We start from the raw sequence: 14,816 nt of genomic DNA on the forward strand, positions 1-14,816 counted from the left end.
CGCTGACACGACCCCGCCGACCCACCGCGCCCGCCGCCCCGGGGGACCACACTGGGCCCATGGAAACCACGGTGCCGGTCGACGGCGGCGAACTCTGGGCGGACGACACGGGCGGCGACGGACTCCCGATGGTCCTGGTCCACCCCGGCGTCGGCGACTCGACGATCTGGGACCCGGTGCTGCCCGCGCTCGCCGCGCCCCACCGGCTGATCCGCTACGACGCCCGGGGCTACGGCCGCTCCCCCGCCCCCCGCGTCCCGTACTCCCCCGCCGCCGACCTCGCCGCCGTCCTCGATCACTTCGGCCTTACCCGCGCGGTGCTCGTCGCCTCCAGCATGGGCGGTGCCGCGTCCCTCAATTTCACCCTGGACGCCCCCGAGCGGGTGGCCGGACTGGCCCTCCTCGTGCCCTCCGTCACCGGCTACGACGCCCTCGACGAGACCGAGCTCCTCCAGGAGGTGGAGCGGCTCGCCCTGGCCGGCGACATGGAGGGCATCGTCCGGCTGGGCCTCGACCTGTGGGGCCGGGCGGGCGGCGGCAGCCCCGAGTCCGACCCGGTCGCGGCCGCCCAGTTCCGGGCGGTCCTGCCCGCCTGGTTCGCCAACGTCGGCCACCAGCGGACCGATCCCCCGGCCTTCGACCGCCTCGGCGAGATCGCCGCGCCGACCGTGCTCGCCCTCGGCGAGCTGGACCGGCCGGGGGTCGTCCGCTGCAACGAGGAGATGGCGTCCGGCATCCCCCGCTGCCGCCTGGCCCGTCTGGCCGCCTCGGACCACTACCCGACGCTGCGGGAGCCGGAGACCGTGGCCCGCCTGGTGGAGGAGCTGTACGCGGAGGCGCGCTGAGGCCCGGCGGCCCCGCCCACCCCCGTAACGACATCCGTGCACGACACCCGAGGGCACGGCATCCGCGTACGGCAGCCGCGCACGACACCGCCCCCGGAGCGGAGCCTCGTTCCGGGGGCGGCGGGAGCGGCGATGTCGGCGCACGACGCTCGGGATGCGGGGTGCGGGAGCCCCCACGGCTCCCGTTCGGCTGTGACCCCGCACCCCGATCCTGCCGTGTCCCGTGCCGCGTTCGGCGATCTTCCGGCGCGTCCCACACGATCCGACGAAGACGGGGCCGTCCGCTTGACGGTCCGTGCGCCCTTCGTGCTCCCCTCGTCCGCCCGCCGCGCACCCCTTGCGCGGACCCCGCGCCCCCCACGTCACCCCACAGGTGATCCGTAACCCACCGTTCCCCGCACGGTGGTTGACGGTCCGCGCGCCCTGCTGCGAAGGTCTGGCAGCCCTCCCCCACACCCGAGGAGTTGACGTGTACCTGATATCCCCGTCGAGGCGCCGGAGGTCGGCGCTCACCGCCGTCCTCTGCGCCTTGGCCCTCGTCCTGGGCCTCCCCGCCACCGCTCACGCCGCCGTGCTCCAGCCGCTGCCGCAGAACGCCGACGGCCTGGAGCAGACCTTCGCCCCGGCCTACGACTTCGACACCGACGGCTGCTACATGACCGCCGCCATCGGCGCCGACGGCACGCTCAACCCCGGCCTGAAGCTGGGCGGCACCGTCAACGGACAGTGCCACGACGCCGCCCAGCTCGCCGCGGCCAACTCCTACTCCCGTGCCAAGTGCAACAACGGCTGGTGCGCCGTCGTCTACGCCGGCTACTACGAGAAGGACCAGGCCACCTGGGGCCCCTGGGCCATCGGCCACCGCCACGACTGGGAACACGTGGTGGTCTGGATCAGCGGTGACCAGGTCCAGTACGTGTCGGTCTCGCAGCACAGCAGCTACCAGGTGGCCGCCCGCTCGGCGATCCGCTTCGACGGCACCCACCCCAAGATCGTCTACCACAAGGACGGCGCCTCCACCCACTGCTACCGCTTCGCCGGCTCCGCCGACGAGCAGATCGAGAACGCCACCGGCGGCTGGTTCTACCCCCGCCTGGTCGGCTGGAACGGCTATCCGACCGGGCTGCGCGAGAAGCTCATGGGCGCGGACTTCGGCTCGGCGACCCTCAAGATCAGGGACTCCGACTTCGCGAACGCCCTGTCCCGTGCCAAGCCCGCGGGCATTCCGTTCGACCCGTACGCCTGACCGGCCGACCCGCCCCACCGGCGCCACCCGCCTCGCCCGCCGGGTTTCCGGACGGTTCCGGCCCGTACCGTCCGGTTCCGGCCTCTTCCCACGTCTGGAGGGTTTCGACAAAGGCCCTGGGCACGACGGTGGGGATACTGGGACCCCACGAAACAGAGCGACAGGGAGGGCCGGGTGGAGTTCCGCCTGCTCGGGACGGTGTCCATCGCGGCCGAGGCAGGTGAACTGCCGCTCGGCCCCGCCAAGCGGCGCAGCGTACTCGCGGCGCTGCTGCTGCGCGCGAACGCCGCCGTCCCCGTCGACCGGCTGATCGACACGGTGTGGGACGAGTGCCCGCCCGCGCGGGCCCGCACCGTCGTCCAGGGGCACGTCTCCCGGCTGCGCGCGCTCTTCGAGCAGGGCGGCGCGAGCGACTACGGGGTCGAGCTGGCCACGCACACCCAGGCGTACGAGCTGCGCATGCCCGAGCAGCTCCTCGACACCCACCGCTTCGAGGAGCTGGTCCAGCTCGCCGGGCACCAGAGGCACCCGGCCGACGCGGTCCTGATGCTGCGTGAGGCGCTGTCGCTGTGGCGCGGGCCGGCGCTGACCGGCACCGTGGCGAGCGAGCCGCTGCTGGCCGCGGCCCGGGCCCTGGAGGAGACCCGGCTCGTGACGGTCGAGCAGCTGGCCGCGGCGTACGGGCGGCTCGGCGAGCACGTGAAGGCGGCGGCCCTGCTGCGGGCGGAGGCGACGGCGAACCCGCTGCGCGAGTCGCTCTCGGCGGCGCTGATGCTGTCGCTGTACCGGGCGGGGCACCAGTCGGACGCCCTGGACTGCTACCACCGCACCCGCACCCAGCTGGCGGAGGACCTGGGCGTCGACCCGGGCCCGGCGCTGCGGGCCGCGTACGAGGCGGTCCTGCGGGGCCTCCCGCCCGCCGGGCAGACCATGCCCTGGCCGGAGGGCACGGCGACGGGCGCGTACGGGGAAATGGCCGCCCCGGCCGGCCATGGCCAGGGCCCGTGGGTGGACAGGACGTCGGGCGCTGCGGGCGACGGCGCCTGGGCCACCGGCGGACCGGCCGACGGCGTCCCAGGCGGCCGCGCCCCGGGCGCCGACGCCCCGGGCGCGGGCGGCTCGCCGCAGGGCAGCTCGGGACCCCGCGCCTCGGACCCGCGCGTCTCGGACCTCCACCCCTCGGACCTCCGCACCACCGGTTCCTCCACCTCGGGCGCCGGCACCATGCGTCCTCACCCCGCGGCCGACGGCTCCGTCGGCTCCGATCCCACCGGCGCCGGTGCCTTCGGTGTCGGCGTGGGCGGGGGCGTCGGTGTCGGCCCCTCGGGCATGGGAACGTCCCCGGCCGGCGGCACCTCATCGGGCCACGGGCACGACGCCGCCGTCACCCCGCCGTCGGCCGGTCTCCCGGCGCTGCCGGCCCCCGATCTGCTGCCCCGCACCCCGCGCGGCTTCCTCGGCCGCGAGCGGGAGCTCGCCGCGCTCGACGCGGCCGTCGACACCGCCCGGGTGGCCCTGGTGACCGGCCCCGCCGGAGTCGGCAAGACCGCGCTCGCCCTGCACTGGGCGCACCGGCGGGCCGCGCGCTTCCCCGACGGGGTGCTCTACGCCGACCTGCGCGGCTTCAGTCCCGACGACGGGCTCGACGCCCTCGACGTCCTCAGGGAGTTCCTGCCCGCCCTCGGTGTGCCGCCGCGCCGGATCCCGGAGTCGCCGACGGCCGCCGCCGCGCTGTACCGGTCCCTCACCGAGGACCGGGCGCTGCTCGTCGTCCTCGACAACGTGCGCGGCGCCGACCGGGCCAGGCCCCTGCTGCCCGCCGGGCCGCGGAGCGCCACCGTGGTGACCTCGCGGCTGCGGCTGGGCGGCCTCGTGGTGACCGAGCTCGCCCGGCCGGTGCCGCTCGGCGTCCTGGGGCTCGACGAGTCCGCCGCCCTGCTCGCGGCGGCCGTCGGCGCCGAGCGGGTCGACGCGGAACCGGCCGCCGCCCGGCGGCTCGCCGAGCTGTGCGACGGGCTGCCGCTCGCGCTGCGGGTCACCGCGGCCCAGCTGGCCGCCCGGCCGCACTGGCGGCTCGCCGATCTGGCCGCCGAACTCGCCGACGAGCAGCGCCGCCTGGCCCTGCTGTCGGTGCACGGCGCCGAGGACGCGGACGGTCCCGGCGTGCCCGCCGCGCTGCGGCTCACCGTCCAGAGGCTGCCGGCGGAGGCGGCCCGTCTGTTCCGCCAGGTGGGTGTGGTGCCGGGGACGGACCTGGACCGCCACGCCGCCGCCGCGCTGCTCGACAGGGCTCCGGCGGTCGCCGCCGAGGCCCTCGACCGGCTCTGCGACGCCCATCTGCTCACCGAGTACGCTCCGGGCCGGCACACCGCGCACGATCTCGTACGCCTCTACGCGCGCAGCCTGGAGCCCGACGAGGACGCGCTGCTGCGCCTGCTCGACCACTACACGCTGACGGCGATGGCCGCGGCGCGGGCCGCCGAGCCCGACGACCAGCCGTGCTGCGCGGCCCCGCCGGACGCCCGGGTGCCCCGTACCACCGTGCACTTCGCGGGCCGGGACGCGGCCCTGCTCTGGTACGCGGCCGAGCGCGACAACCTCGCCGCGGCGGTCGCCGCCGCCCGGGCGGCCGGGCACCACGACCGGGCCTGGCGGCTCGCCGTCCTCCAGTGGCCCTTCATCCTGTGGAACAGCCACGACGGCTGGGTGCCCCTGCTGGAGGACGCCGTGGACTCGGCCGCCCGGGTGGACGACCCCGACGCCGAGTCCCGGGCCCGGGCGCTCCTCGGCTGGCTGCTCACCCAAGACGGCCGTCTCCCCGAGGCCCTGGTCCACCTGCGACTCGCCCCCGCGCTCGCGGCCCGCGCGGGCGAACGGTCGAGCGAGGCCACCGCCCTGGTCAACCTCGCGGTCGCCCTCGACAGGTCCGGGGTGACCGACGAGTCCCTCGCCCACACCGCGCGCGCCGCCGAACTCGTACGCGACAGCGGCGACGTGATGACGGAGCTGCTCGCCCTGGAACACCGCGCCCGCCAGCTCCTCGCGGTCGGCGACCCGCTCGGTGCGCTCGCCTGCGCCCGCGCGGGCCTGGCCCTGGAGGGCGACACCGTCAACGGCCTGGTCGGCATCCGCCAGAGCGAACTCACCGCCACGGCCGGCGCCGCCCTCCTCGACCTGGGCCGCCCCACCGAGGCCCGGGCCGCCCTCACCCGAGCCCGTGAACTGGGCCTGGCCCACGGCTACCAGGAAAGCGTCCGGCGGGTCGAGGCACAGCTGCTGCGGATCCGCGAGACGGCGTAGCGACCGGGTCCGGGGGGCAGGTACGTGGGCGGGTGCGCCGTTCGCCTCGACGGTGGTGCGCCCCCGCTGAGCGGGCGGGCGTCGGCGGCCCCGGCGTGTCCTGACCGAGGCCTGACGGAGGATCAGCACGATCCGGTTCGCGAGGGCCGCGGAATCGGCTGCGCGCCGATGTCGGACTTCAAAGCGCCGCACAGGCGGCCGTGCAGGGCGCCCGCGGTCGGGCCGGGGGTCAGTTCCGCGGCCAGGTCCCAGTAGCGGCCGATCAGCGGGTCGGCGCCGCGGGCCAGCAGACCGGTGAGGCGGCGGCGGAAGGCGGGGCTGTCGTGGGTGCCGAGCGCGGACGCGTAGGCGCCGACGAAGCAATCCAGCGACGGGCCGGACCGCGCGTCGGAGGCGTCCGCCTCGGCCCGGGCCAGTGCGTAGGCCTCGCCCAGGCCCGCGTACAGCACGCTCGGCCGGTGCTCCACGTCCGCGAGGTGCACGACGGGCGCGGCGGCGCGGGCGACGAGGGCGTGCAGGCGGGCGAAGGCCAGGACCTGGGCCGGGGTCGGATCGTCCGGCGGGGGCGGTACGGCCGCGTCGACGACCGCGGTGGCGAGTCGCGCGGGCAGGCGTACGGGCAGGGTGCGCCGCCAGAAGCGCGCGAGGGCCGTCGTGTCGGGCGGCAGGGACAGGTCGCCGAGCAGCCTCAGCCGCTCGGCCCGCTCCCCCGGGGCGCGGTCCCGCAGGAGCAGCAGCGCCGCCTCCCGCCAGCGCAGCGCGGCCAGCCGTCCTCGGACGTCCTCCAGTCGGTGGGCGACGACGTCCTCCAGCGCGTCGTCCCCGTCCAGCACGCGGCCGACGTCCGCGACCGGCAGGTCGAGCGTGCGGAGCGAGCGGATGAGCCGGAGCCGTTCCAGGGCCTCGGGCCCGTACCGCCGGTGGCCGCCGCCACTGCGGCCCGTCTCGGGCAGCAGCCCGCGGTCGGAGTAGAAGCGGACGGTCTTGACGGTGACGCCCGCCCGCTCGGCGATCTCTCCGATGCTCCACGGTCCGGTGTCCACGCCCATGAGGGCCAGCGTACGAGGGCGGCGGGGCGCCTCTTGAACCTCCCCCAGGGGGAGTTCCTACGGTGCCGGCGGCCACGGAGGACGTGGCGCGTGTGGTCGGTGCGAGGCGAGGAGAGCGTGATGACCGCTTTCGTGTTGGTGTCCGGGCCCTTCACCGGGGGGTGGGTGTGGCGGGACGTGGTGGCGCGGCTGAGGGCGGCCGGAGCGGAGGCGTACGCCGTGACGCTCTCCGGCATGGAGCCGGGCGTGGAGCCGGAGCCCGGGAGCGTCCGGGCCGCGGAGGTGGACCTGGAGGCCCATGTCGCGGACGTGGTGCGGGTGGTCGACGGCATCGGGGCCGGGGCCGGTGACGTGGTGCTCGTCGGGCACGACTACGGCATCCATCCGGTGCTCGGGGCCGTCGGACGACGGCCGGGGCGGTGCGGGCGCGTGGTGTTCCTGGACACGGGAATGCCGGCGGACGGCGATCCGGCGACGGCGTCGCTGCCGGCCGCGGCCGCGACCGAGCCGGTCGACGGACTCGTGCCGCCGCCCGCGGGCGAGGAGTGGGAGCGCTGGGGCAGCACGGCGGGGTTGTCCGCCGAGGCCCGGGAGCGGCTCGACCGACTGGCGGTGCCGCAGCCGGTACGGACGCTCACCCGGCCACTGCGGCTCACCGGCAGGCCCTTCGACCGGCCGATGACGGGTGTGCTCTGCACCGCGAGCGGTTCGGGGATCTCCATGGTCGAGATGCTGGTGGCGTCGGGGCCGCCGCGGTTTCGCGTGCTGGCCGATCCACGGGTGGGTTTCTTCGAACTCGACACCGGCCACTGGCCGATGCTCTCCGCGCCGGGACCGCTGGCCGAGGTGCTGCTGCGGGCCGCCGCCGACGAGGGGATCCGGCTGTCCGTGCCGGGGCCCGCGGGGGATCGGCCGGACGACGCCGGGGCCTTCCTGCTCGACGTACCGGAGCGGCCCAGGGAGCGCCGGGGCCGGGTCGACCTGCACCTTCCGGAGGCGGAAGGGCCGCGCCCGGCCGTGCTGTTCGTGCACGGCGGACCCGTCTCGCCGGAGCAGCGGCCCACCCCGCGAGACTCTCCGGCCTTCCTCGGGTACGGGCGTCACGTGGCCGGCCTGGGTGCGGTCGGCGTGACCCTGGACCACCGGTTGTACGGGCTGGCGGACTATCCGCGGGCGGCGGAGGACGTCGCCGGTGCGGTGGAGCTGGTCCGCGCGGACCCCCGGGTCGACGGGGAGCGGATCGCGCTGTGGTTCTTCTCCGGCGGCGGTCTGCTCGCGGCGGACTGGCTGGCGGCGCCGCCGTCGTGGCTGCGGTGCGTGGCCCTCAGCTACCCGGTCCTGGCGCCGCCGCCGGACTGGCGTGCCGTTCCCGCCCGCTTCCACCCGGTCCGGGCGGTGGGGGCGTCGAGCCCGCCGGTCGTGCTGACCCGGGCCGGCCTGGAGCACCCGGTGTTCCAGGCGACGGTCGACGCCTTCCGTACCGCCGCGGACCGCGCGGGCGCCACCGTCGACCTCGTCGACGTCCCGCTCGCCCACCACGGCTTCGAGACGGTGGATCACACCGAGGAGACCCGAACGGCGGTCGTCCGCGCGGTGCGTTCGGTGCTGCGTCACGTGGCGGGGTGAGCGGACGGCTCTCGGCCCCGCCCGCTGACGGGGGCATGCCGGAGGGGCGGCCCCGGTGGCCCTTCGGCTCCGGTGCCGCCCCGTTGGCACGGGTCGGTCGGGTCAGTTCACGAACACCACCGGGCTGCCGGTCTGGCTGGTGTCGCGCACCGGTCCGTACTTGGCGCTGAAGTAGCCGTTGGCCGGGCAGGTGCCGGGGCCGCTGTACTTGGTGAACAGCTGGTTGGTGAAGCCGAGCGAGTTGTCGGCGTTGTCCGGCGTCGCCGTGAGGCTGCCGGCGCGGTAGACGCAGGTCGTGACGCCGAGGATCGTGTTGATCTTCAGGGTCGTCTGGATCGGGCCGGCGGCGCCCGCGGAGACGGTGAGGTTGCCGCCGGAGGTGACGGCCGCGGCGAACGGCAGGTTGTTGACGGTGATGCTCTGCACGCCCGTCGCACCGGTGATGTTGGTGGTGCAGCTGCTGAGGGTGTGGGCGGTGACCGTCTCCGTGGCCGTACCGGGGGCGGTCGGGTTGGTGTTCACCGTGGCGGTGAAGGCCGAGCTGTTGCAGGTGATGCCGGTGCTGCCGCCCAGGGTGGTGGTGATCTTCGCCTGGGATCCGGAGGCCAGGGAGGCGGACAGGACGTCACCGGAGGCGACGGCGGGGCCGCCGGCGCTGCCGGTGGTCAGGACGTTGCCGGCGGAGGCGGTCGCGGAGGCGGAGGCGGTCACCGCGAGCACGGCGGCGACGGCGGCGCCGAAGGCCGCAGAGAGGGCACGCTTGTCCATGGGGGTTCCTTTCGCACGAAGGCGGAGGGTGGAAAACGCGACGGTCAGCGTGGGTGCGGTGGCGCACGTGGGGACGTACGCGCACCGAGGGAGTACGAGGGGGTGCGCCGTGGAGGGGATCACGCCACCGGACGGACGCCGAACACGGCCGCGAGGGACGGCGAGGCGGTGACACGGTGGGCGTGGTGACACGGCGGCACCACGGTGGCGACGGCCGCCGCCGGAACGATCCGGCGCCACGGATCTCCGGCAACGGTGTCGCGATACGGGGTGGAGCGTAATACTCGGTGTGCGGTGCGCGGCGGGGGCGCATCCCGTCCCACTGGGGTGCGGCTCCACCGGATCGCCCGGAGCACCGAGAGGAAAACCCATGAGGGTTGTAATCCTGTCGGGTATGTGACGTCAACAACCGCCGAAGGATGTGGCCGATGACGAGCGTTCGCGGTGCCGAGGAGGAACTGGTCCTGCCGGGGGCCCGCACGGGCCGCGATCCCGAGCGCTCGCTGCGGCCCGGACCGCGCCGGCTGACGCCCGAGCAGGTGGCCTCCCGTCAGCGGGAGCGGCTGCTCGACGGAGTGGCCCGCACGGTGGCGGCGAACGGCTACACGGGCGCGCGGATCAGCGACATCTGCCGCACCGCCGGGGTGACCCGTCCGGTCTTCTACGAGCTGTTCTCCGGCAAGGAGGACGCCGTGCTGGCCGCGTACCGGGGCGGGACGCAGACGGTGCTGCGGGCCATGCAGCGGGCGTACGACGAGGCCGGCGGCGCCGGCGACTGGCCGGTCGCCGTGCGGGCCGGACTGCGGGTGCTGCTGACCCTCCTCGCGCAGACGCCGGCCTTCGCCGCGATGGCGGTGGAGATCGAGTCCCTGCCCGCGGGGCGCCGGGCGAGGACCGAACTTCTGGCCGGTTTTCGCCGCTTCTTCGCGGACGCGCCGCCGGGACCGGCCGGGGTGGAGCGGGGGGAGCTGGTGGACACGGTGGTGGGGGCGGTGCACGCGGCGGTGCACCGGGCGGTGGACGAGGGCCGGTTCACGGACGCGAGCGAAGGGGCCGGCGGACTTCCCGGCCTCCTCGACGTGCTGGTGCATGTCGTGGTGACGCCGTTCTCCCGCCCCTGACAGGAGCTGAACGACCGGCCGGGGCAATCGGCTGAATGATCGTCAACAAGGTTTTGTTACTGACTAGTTGACGCGCCTTATAACCGCGCGTACGGTCCGTTTCGGTTCCCTGCGGCACGGCTGCCTCCGCACGAGTCCGGGAAGACCCAGGTGGATGGGGAACCGTCCGCGCCAGGACGTCGCCGCGCTCCGATCCCTCATTCATGTCAGGAGCACCGCATGGCCCTGTCCGAAGGCACCACCGACCCCACTTCCCCGCCCGCACCGGCCTCCCCGGGCGGTGCGGAGACACGCGGCGGGGTCCGCTACCGCCGCGCGGCCCTCATGGGCGTACCCGCGTTCCTCGCCGCGAGCACCCTGGTGGTGCTCACCGCCCAGGGCGCCCTCGCCGCGCAGTTCGCCATCTCCGGCATGCCGTTCACCGTCACGGCCGACTCCCTGGAGGGCACCGGCTTCGGGCAGTTCGGCGCCCTGGACCACATGGCCGAGGGCAGCCCCAACGCGGGCGACACCGGCGGCCAGGTGCTGGTCATCGTGACCGCGATCCGCGAGGCCAAGCTCACCAACCTGTGCCAGAGCGTGGAGCTCGGCGGCACCCACCTGCTGATCACGGCGGGCAACAGGGGCACCCCGGTCAAGGCGTCCGGCCTGACCACCGATTCGACGGAGATGGCGGCCAGGCTGGCGGAGTTCGACAACATCGAGATCGGCGGGGACGCCAGCACCTTCGACAAGCCGCCGGTGAAGGGCCCGCTGGGCTCCTTCGGCCAGCAGGCGGACACCGTGAGCATCAAGAACGTCCGCCAGACCAACTACGCCACGACCGCGACCCGGTTCACCCTGCCCGATCTCCACATGGGCTTCAGCTCGAAGGGCTGCTGAGCGTGGCGCCGGGCACGGACGAGGCCGTCGCGCCCGCCCCGGCGGCGGAGCGCCGCCGCCGGCATCCCTGGCGGGCCTTCCGGCGCTGGCGGCACCGCCGTCCCTTCGGGGCGGGCCTCGCGCTGGCGCTCGGCGGTGCGGAGATCCTGGTGACCCAGCGGGCGAGCGTCTCGGTGATCCTCACGGCCGGCGCGGACAGCCTGGCGGGCTATGTGCTGCCGATCATGATGATCGTCTGCGGCGTGCTCATCGTGGTCAACCCCCGCCAGCGGCTGTTCTATTCGGTGATCGGCGTGCTCGCGTCGCTCGCCAGCTGGGTGACGTCGAACCTCGGCGGCTTCTTCGTCGGCATGCTGCTCGGCCTGGTGGGCAGCTCGCTGGCCTTCGGCTGGCTGCCCGACCGCCCCCGGCGCCGCCGATGGCCGCGCCGGGGTCGCCGTACCGCTGAGGCCCGGCAGGATCGGCGAGACATCCCCTAGCCCGGCCGCACCCGCGCGGGGCGGCCGGAGCGATCGCGATACCCACTTTTTTGTGGGTACTTGTGAGGCGGCGGCCGTCGGGAGAGCCTGGTGACCACCGGACGAGAGGAGAAGGACGAGACAGCAGGACCTCAGGACACGGCGCGTTCCGCTTCGGCGGCGACGAGCCGGTCCAGCCGGCGGTGGCCCCAGTCCGAAAGGGGAGCCAGCGCCTCGGAGAGCTCGCGGCCTTCATCGGTCAGCGAGTAGACGGTCTTCGGCGGCAGCACGTCGTACACCTCGCGGTGCACGAGACCGTCCTCCTCCATCTCCCGCAGCGCCTGGGTCAGCACCTTCTCGCTGATCTCCGGCACCTTCCGGCGCAGTTCGCCGGGCCGGTGCGGGCCGGATTCGAGCAGCCAGAGCAGCAGCGTCTTCCACTTGCCGTCGATCACCGCGACGGCGGCGGTCACGCCGCACACGTTCGTCTCCCTGGTCCGCATGCGCGCCATCGTCCTCGTCCTTCTCTTCGCTCGGTTCCGCGTTGTCATTGTCATGCTTTCCGTTACAAGGGAGTTCCGTCATGTCTTCTTCCCCGCAGCCCGCGCCGGAGCGGTCCGTCACCGTGATCGGGCTCGGCCCCATGGGCCGCGCGCTGGCCGGTGCCTTCGTGGCCGCCGGGGTGCGCACCACCGTGTGGAACCGCACGCCGGGCCGTGACCGCGAGCTGATCGAGCGGGGCGCGATCGGGGCGGCGAGCGCCGCCGAGGCGGTGGCGGCGAGCCCGCTGACCGTGGCCTGCCTGGTCAACTACGACGCCACGGACGCCGTGCTCCGCCAGGAGGACGTCACGGCCGCGCTCAAGGGGCGCACCCTGGTCAATCTGAGCGCCGACGTTCCCGAGCGGGCCCGGGACACCGGGCGGTGGGCCGGTGAGCACGGCATCGCCTATCTCGACGGCGCGATCATGACGCCGACGCCGACCATCGGCACGCCGGCGGCCGTGTTCCTCCACAGTGGTCCGGCGGACCTCTACGGTGAACACCGCCCGGTGCTCGACGCGCTGGGCGGCACGCACACCCACCTCGGCGAGGACGTCGGCCGTGCGGCGGCCTTCGACATCGCGCTGCTCGACATCTTCTGGACCGCGATGACGGGCTACGGCCACGCGCTCGCGCTGGCCGGCGCGGAGGGCATCTCGCCGCGCGAACTGGCCCCGTTCGCCCAGGGCATCGGAGCGATCCTGCCGCCGGTGTTCCAGGAGTGGGCCGAGGACATGGAGAGCGGCGCCTTCTCCGGGGAGGGCAACCCGCTGACCTCGGCGGTGTCGACGATGGCGCATGTCGTCCACGCCTCCGAGTCGCACGGCATCGACGCGAGCGTGATGCGGGCCGCCGAGGGGATCGCCCGCCGCACGGTGGCGCTCGGCCACGGCGCGGACGGCTTCTCCCGGATCGCCGAGTTCCTCGGCCGCCGCTGACCCCGGGGGCCGGCGAGCAGCGGCTGCCGGGTGACGTCCGCGAGGCGGTCCGCCGCCCCACCGGTCCGTCAGACCCGGCGCAGGGCCCCCTCCGCCCGGAGGTCCGGGAGGGTCGGGTAGCCGTCGACGGCCATGACCAGGTCGGCCTCGGCGAGCAGCGAGCGCAGGACGTGGACGATGCCGTCGGTGCCGTCGAGGGCGAGGCCGTAGGCGTAGGGGCGGCCGACGGCGACGGCGGTGGCGCCGAGGGCGAGCGCCTTGACGACGTCGGCGCCGCTGCGGATCCCGGAATCGAAGAGGACCGGGAGTTCCCCGGCGGCCTCGACGACGTCCGGCAGGGCGTCGAGGGCGGGCAGTCCGCCGTCGGCCTGGCGGCCGCCGTGGTTGGAGCAGTAGATCCCGTCGACTCCGCCGTCCCTGGCCCGGCGGACGTCCTCGGGGTGGCAGATGCCCTTGAGGATCAGCGGCAGGTCGGTGAGGGAACGCAGCCACGGCAGGTCGTCCCAGGTCAGCGGGTTTCCGAAGATGCCGGTCCACTCCAGGACGGCGGCCTGGGGATCCTCCTCGGGCGCCTTGGCCAGTCGGGCGCGGAAGACCGGGTCGGAGGTGTAGTTGGCCAGACAGTGGCCGCGCAGCTGGGGGAAGTTGCCGGTGGCGAGGTCACGGGGGCGCCAGCCGGTGACCCAGGTGTCGAGCGTGACGACGATGCCTCGGAAGCCGGCCGCCTCGGCGCGGTGCACGAGGCTCTCGGCGAGGGCGCGGTCGGTCGGGGTGTAGAGCTGGAAGAGGCCCGGGGTGTCACCGCAGGCGGTGGCGACGTCCTCGAGCGGGTCCATGCCGAGGGTGGAGGCGATCATCGGTACGCCGGTGGCGGCCGCGGCGCGGGCGGTGGCGAGGTCGCCGTGCCCGTCCTGGGCGCAGAGGCCTATGACGCCGACGGGCGCCATGAGCAGCGGGGTGGGCAGCCGCATCCCGAACAGGTCGACGGACAGGTCGCGCTGGGCGGCGCCGACCATCATCCGGGGCACCAGTCCCCAGCGGTGGAACGCCTCCGCGTTGGCGCGCTGGGTGTGTTCGTCGCCGGCGCCTCCGGAGACGTACGACCAGACGGACGGCGGGAGCGCGGCCTCGGCGCGCCGCTCGAGTTCGGCGAAGGTCATGGGCAGTTTCGGCGTCGTGCCGAAGAGTCCGCCCAGGTAGATCTCGTTCTGGTAGTCGCCGAACCGCTGGTTCATCACGCCCTGGTCCCCTTCCGCCGGTCTTCGCCGCTGGGACGCTACCGCCCGGTACCCGCGCGTGGCCATGGCCCGGGACGGCGGGCCGTGACGGATGGCGGGTGGTCAGGCGGCGACGGGCGCGAGGTCCTGGCGGACGACGATCGCGTTGAGCCGGAGGGCGAAGGGGGCGGTGTCGGTCATCCGCAGGGCGCCGACCCGGGCCTTGTCGAGGCCGATGGTGACGTCGATGCAGAAGGCGATGGCGTACAGGTAGGCGCCGGTCCCCTCGTCCTGGAGGGCGAAGAACAGGTCGCGGTAGTAGCGGGTGCGGTCGGGGGCCTCTTCGTAGTAGGAGAGGCCGGGCATGCCCTCCTGTTCGGCGAGCCCGGTGAAGGCGCTGACGAGTTCGCGTTCGATGGTGTCCCAGAACGAGGCCTCCGCCGACTCGGGCGGCAGGGCCTGGCGTACGGCCTCCTTGAGGGAGAGCACCATCACCAGGACGGGGGCCTCCTCCTGCAGGCCCCAGCCTCGGACCATCCTGACGATGTCGCTGTCGGGGATCGCGGCGGCGGCGTCGCGGATGTGGTCGAAGTCGAAGTTCACGGTCGCGGGGGCGATGGCCTCCTGGAAGGCGCGGCCGAGGGCCTCCGCCTGGGCGAGGTGGGCGGGGCCGACCTCGATGACCGTCCTGAAACTGGCTGCCAAGACTTCTCCTTAAACATTCTGTTGATCAAGGGGGCGACAGTATGCCCCAGTGGCCGGGAGGAGCGGGAGGAGGGTCCACGGCGGGACGGTGGCGGAGGGGCCTGCCGGGGCTCACACGG

Annotated in this window: 13 protein-coding genes; 8 read left to right on the forward strand and 5 right to left on the reverse strand. The window is 74.6% G+C overall.

Annotated features, from left to right (window positions below; all coding sequences use genetic code 11):
• The first annotated feature begins 59 nt into the window (after positions 1-59).
• The 3 genes from ACFY7C_RS02865 (at position 60) to ACFY7C_RS02875 (ending at position 5,391) form a co-directional block, all read left to right on the forward strand.
• Positions 60-845, forward strand: a complete 786-nt coding sequence (locus ACFY7C_RS02865) for an alpha/beta fold hydrolase (RefSeq protein WP_389642705.1) — start codon at positions 60-62, stop codon at positions 843-845.
• Between the two features lie 478 nt (positions 846-1,323).
• Positions 1,324-2,091: an NPP1 family protein gene (locus ACFY7C_RS02870; protein ID WP_389645917.1), complete on the forward strand. Its 768-nt coding sequence runs from the start codon at positions 1,324-1,326 to the stop codon at positions 2,089-2,091.
• 174 nt (positions 2,092-2,265) lie between these two features.
• Positions 2,266-5,391, forward strand: coding sequence for a BTAD domain-containing putative transcriptional regulator (locus ACFY7C_RS02875; RefSeq protein WP_389642708.1), 3,126 nt, complete (start codon positions 2,266-2,268; stop codon positions 5,389-5,391).
• Positions 5,392-5,513: 122 nt separating this feature from the next.
• On the opposite strand, the gene ACFY7C_RS02880 is transcribed toward ACFY7C_RS02875, so the two are convergent.
• Positions 5,514-6,440: a MerR family transcriptional regulator gene (locus ACFY7C_RS02880; protein ID WP_389642711.1), complete on the reverse strand. Its 927-nt coding sequence runs from the start codon at positions 6,438-6,440 to the stop codon at positions 5,514-5,516.
• A gap of 120 nt (positions 6,441-6,560) precedes the next feature.
• On the opposite strand from ACFY7C_RS02880, the gene ACFY7C_RS02885 reads away from it, so the two are divergent.
• Positions 6,561-8,066: an alpha/beta fold hydrolase gene (locus tag ACFY7C_RS02885; RefSeq protein WP_389642714.1), complete on the forward strand. Its 1,506-nt coding sequence runs from the start codon at positions 6,561-6,563 to the stop codon at positions 8,064-8,066.
• 102 nt (positions 8,067-8,168) lie between these two features.
• On the opposite strand, the gene ACFY7C_RS02890 is transcribed toward ACFY7C_RS02885, so the two are convergent.
• Positions 8,169-8,834, reverse strand: coding sequence for a Tat pathway signal sequence domain protein (locus ACFY7C_RS02890; protein WP_389642717.1), 666 nt, complete (start codon positions 8,832-8,834; stop codon positions 8,169-8,171).
• A gap of 428 nt (positions 8,835-9,262) precedes the next feature.
• On the opposite strand from ACFY7C_RS02890, the gene ACFY7C_RS02895 reads away from it, so the two are divergent.
• The 3 genes from ACFY7C_RS02895 (at position 9,263) to ACFY7C_RS02905 (ending at position 11,316) form a co-directional block, all read left to right on the forward strand.
• The gene (locus ACFY7C_RS02895; RefSeq protein WP_389642720.1) at positions 9,263-9,955 is read left to right on the forward strand and encodes a TetR/AcrR family transcriptional regulator; all 693 of its coding nucleotides are present in this window, start codon (positions 9,263-9,265) and stop codon (positions 9,953-9,955) included.
• A gap of 219 nt (positions 9,956-10,174) precedes the next feature.
• The gene (locus ACFY7C_RS02900) at positions 10,175-10,837 is read left to right on the forward strand and encodes a DUF6230 family protein (RefSeq protein WP_389642723.1); all 663 of its coding nucleotides are present in this window, start codon (positions 10,175-10,177) and stop codon (positions 10,835-10,837) included.
• A gap of 2 nt (positions 10,838-10,839) precedes the next feature.
• On the forward strand, positions 10,840-11,316 hold the full coding sequence (locus ACFY7C_RS02905; RefSeq protein ID WP_389642726.1) for a DUF6114 domain-containing protein: 477 nt from the start codon (positions 10,840-10,842) through the stop codon (positions 11,314-11,316).
• 131 nt (positions 11,317-11,447) lie between these two features.
• Here ACFY7C_RS02905 and ACFY7C_RS02910 read toward each other — a convergent pair whose 3' ends face one another.
• The gene (locus ACFY7C_RS02910; protein WP_389642729.1) at positions 11,448-11,807 is read right to left on the reverse strand and encodes a winged helix-turn-helix transcriptional regulator; all 360 of its coding nucleotides are present in this window, start codon (positions 11,805-11,807) and stop codon (positions 11,448-11,450) included.
• A 71-nt stretch (positions 11,808-11,878) separates the two neighbouring features.
• Between ACFY7C_RS02910 and ACFY7C_RS02915 the strand changes: the two genes are divergently transcribed.
• A complete protein-coding gene (locus tag ACFY7C_RS02915) occupies positions 11,879-12,775 on the forward strand; it encodes an NAD(P)-dependent oxidoreductase (RefSeq protein ID WP_389642732.1) in 897 nt (298 codons plus the stop codon).
• A 68-nt stretch (positions 12,776-12,843) separates the two neighbouring features.
• Here ACFY7C_RS02915 and ACFY7C_RS02920 read toward each other — a convergent pair whose 3' ends face one another.
• Both ACFY7C_RS02920 and ACFY7C_RS02925 read right to left on the reverse strand, forming a co-directional pair.
• Entirely contained in the window at positions 12,844-14,010 is a 1,167-nt protein-coding gene (locus ACFY7C_RS02920; protein ID WP_389642735.1) for an alpha-hydroxy-acid oxidizing protein, read from the reverse strand.
• Between the two features lie 105 nt (positions 14,011-14,115).
• Positions 14,116-14,697, reverse strand: a complete 582-nt coding sequence (locus ACFY7C_RS02925) for a Type-2Aa cytolytic delta-endotoxin (protein ID WP_389642738.1) — start codon at positions 14,695-14,697, stop codon at positions 14,116-14,118.
• Positions 14,698-14,816 lie beyond the last annotated feature (119 nt).

The organism is Streptomyces sp. NPDC012769 (assembly GCF_042901205.1).
Classification (GTDB): Bacteria; Actinomycetota; Actinomycetes; order Streptomycetales; family Streptomycetaceae; genus Streptomyces.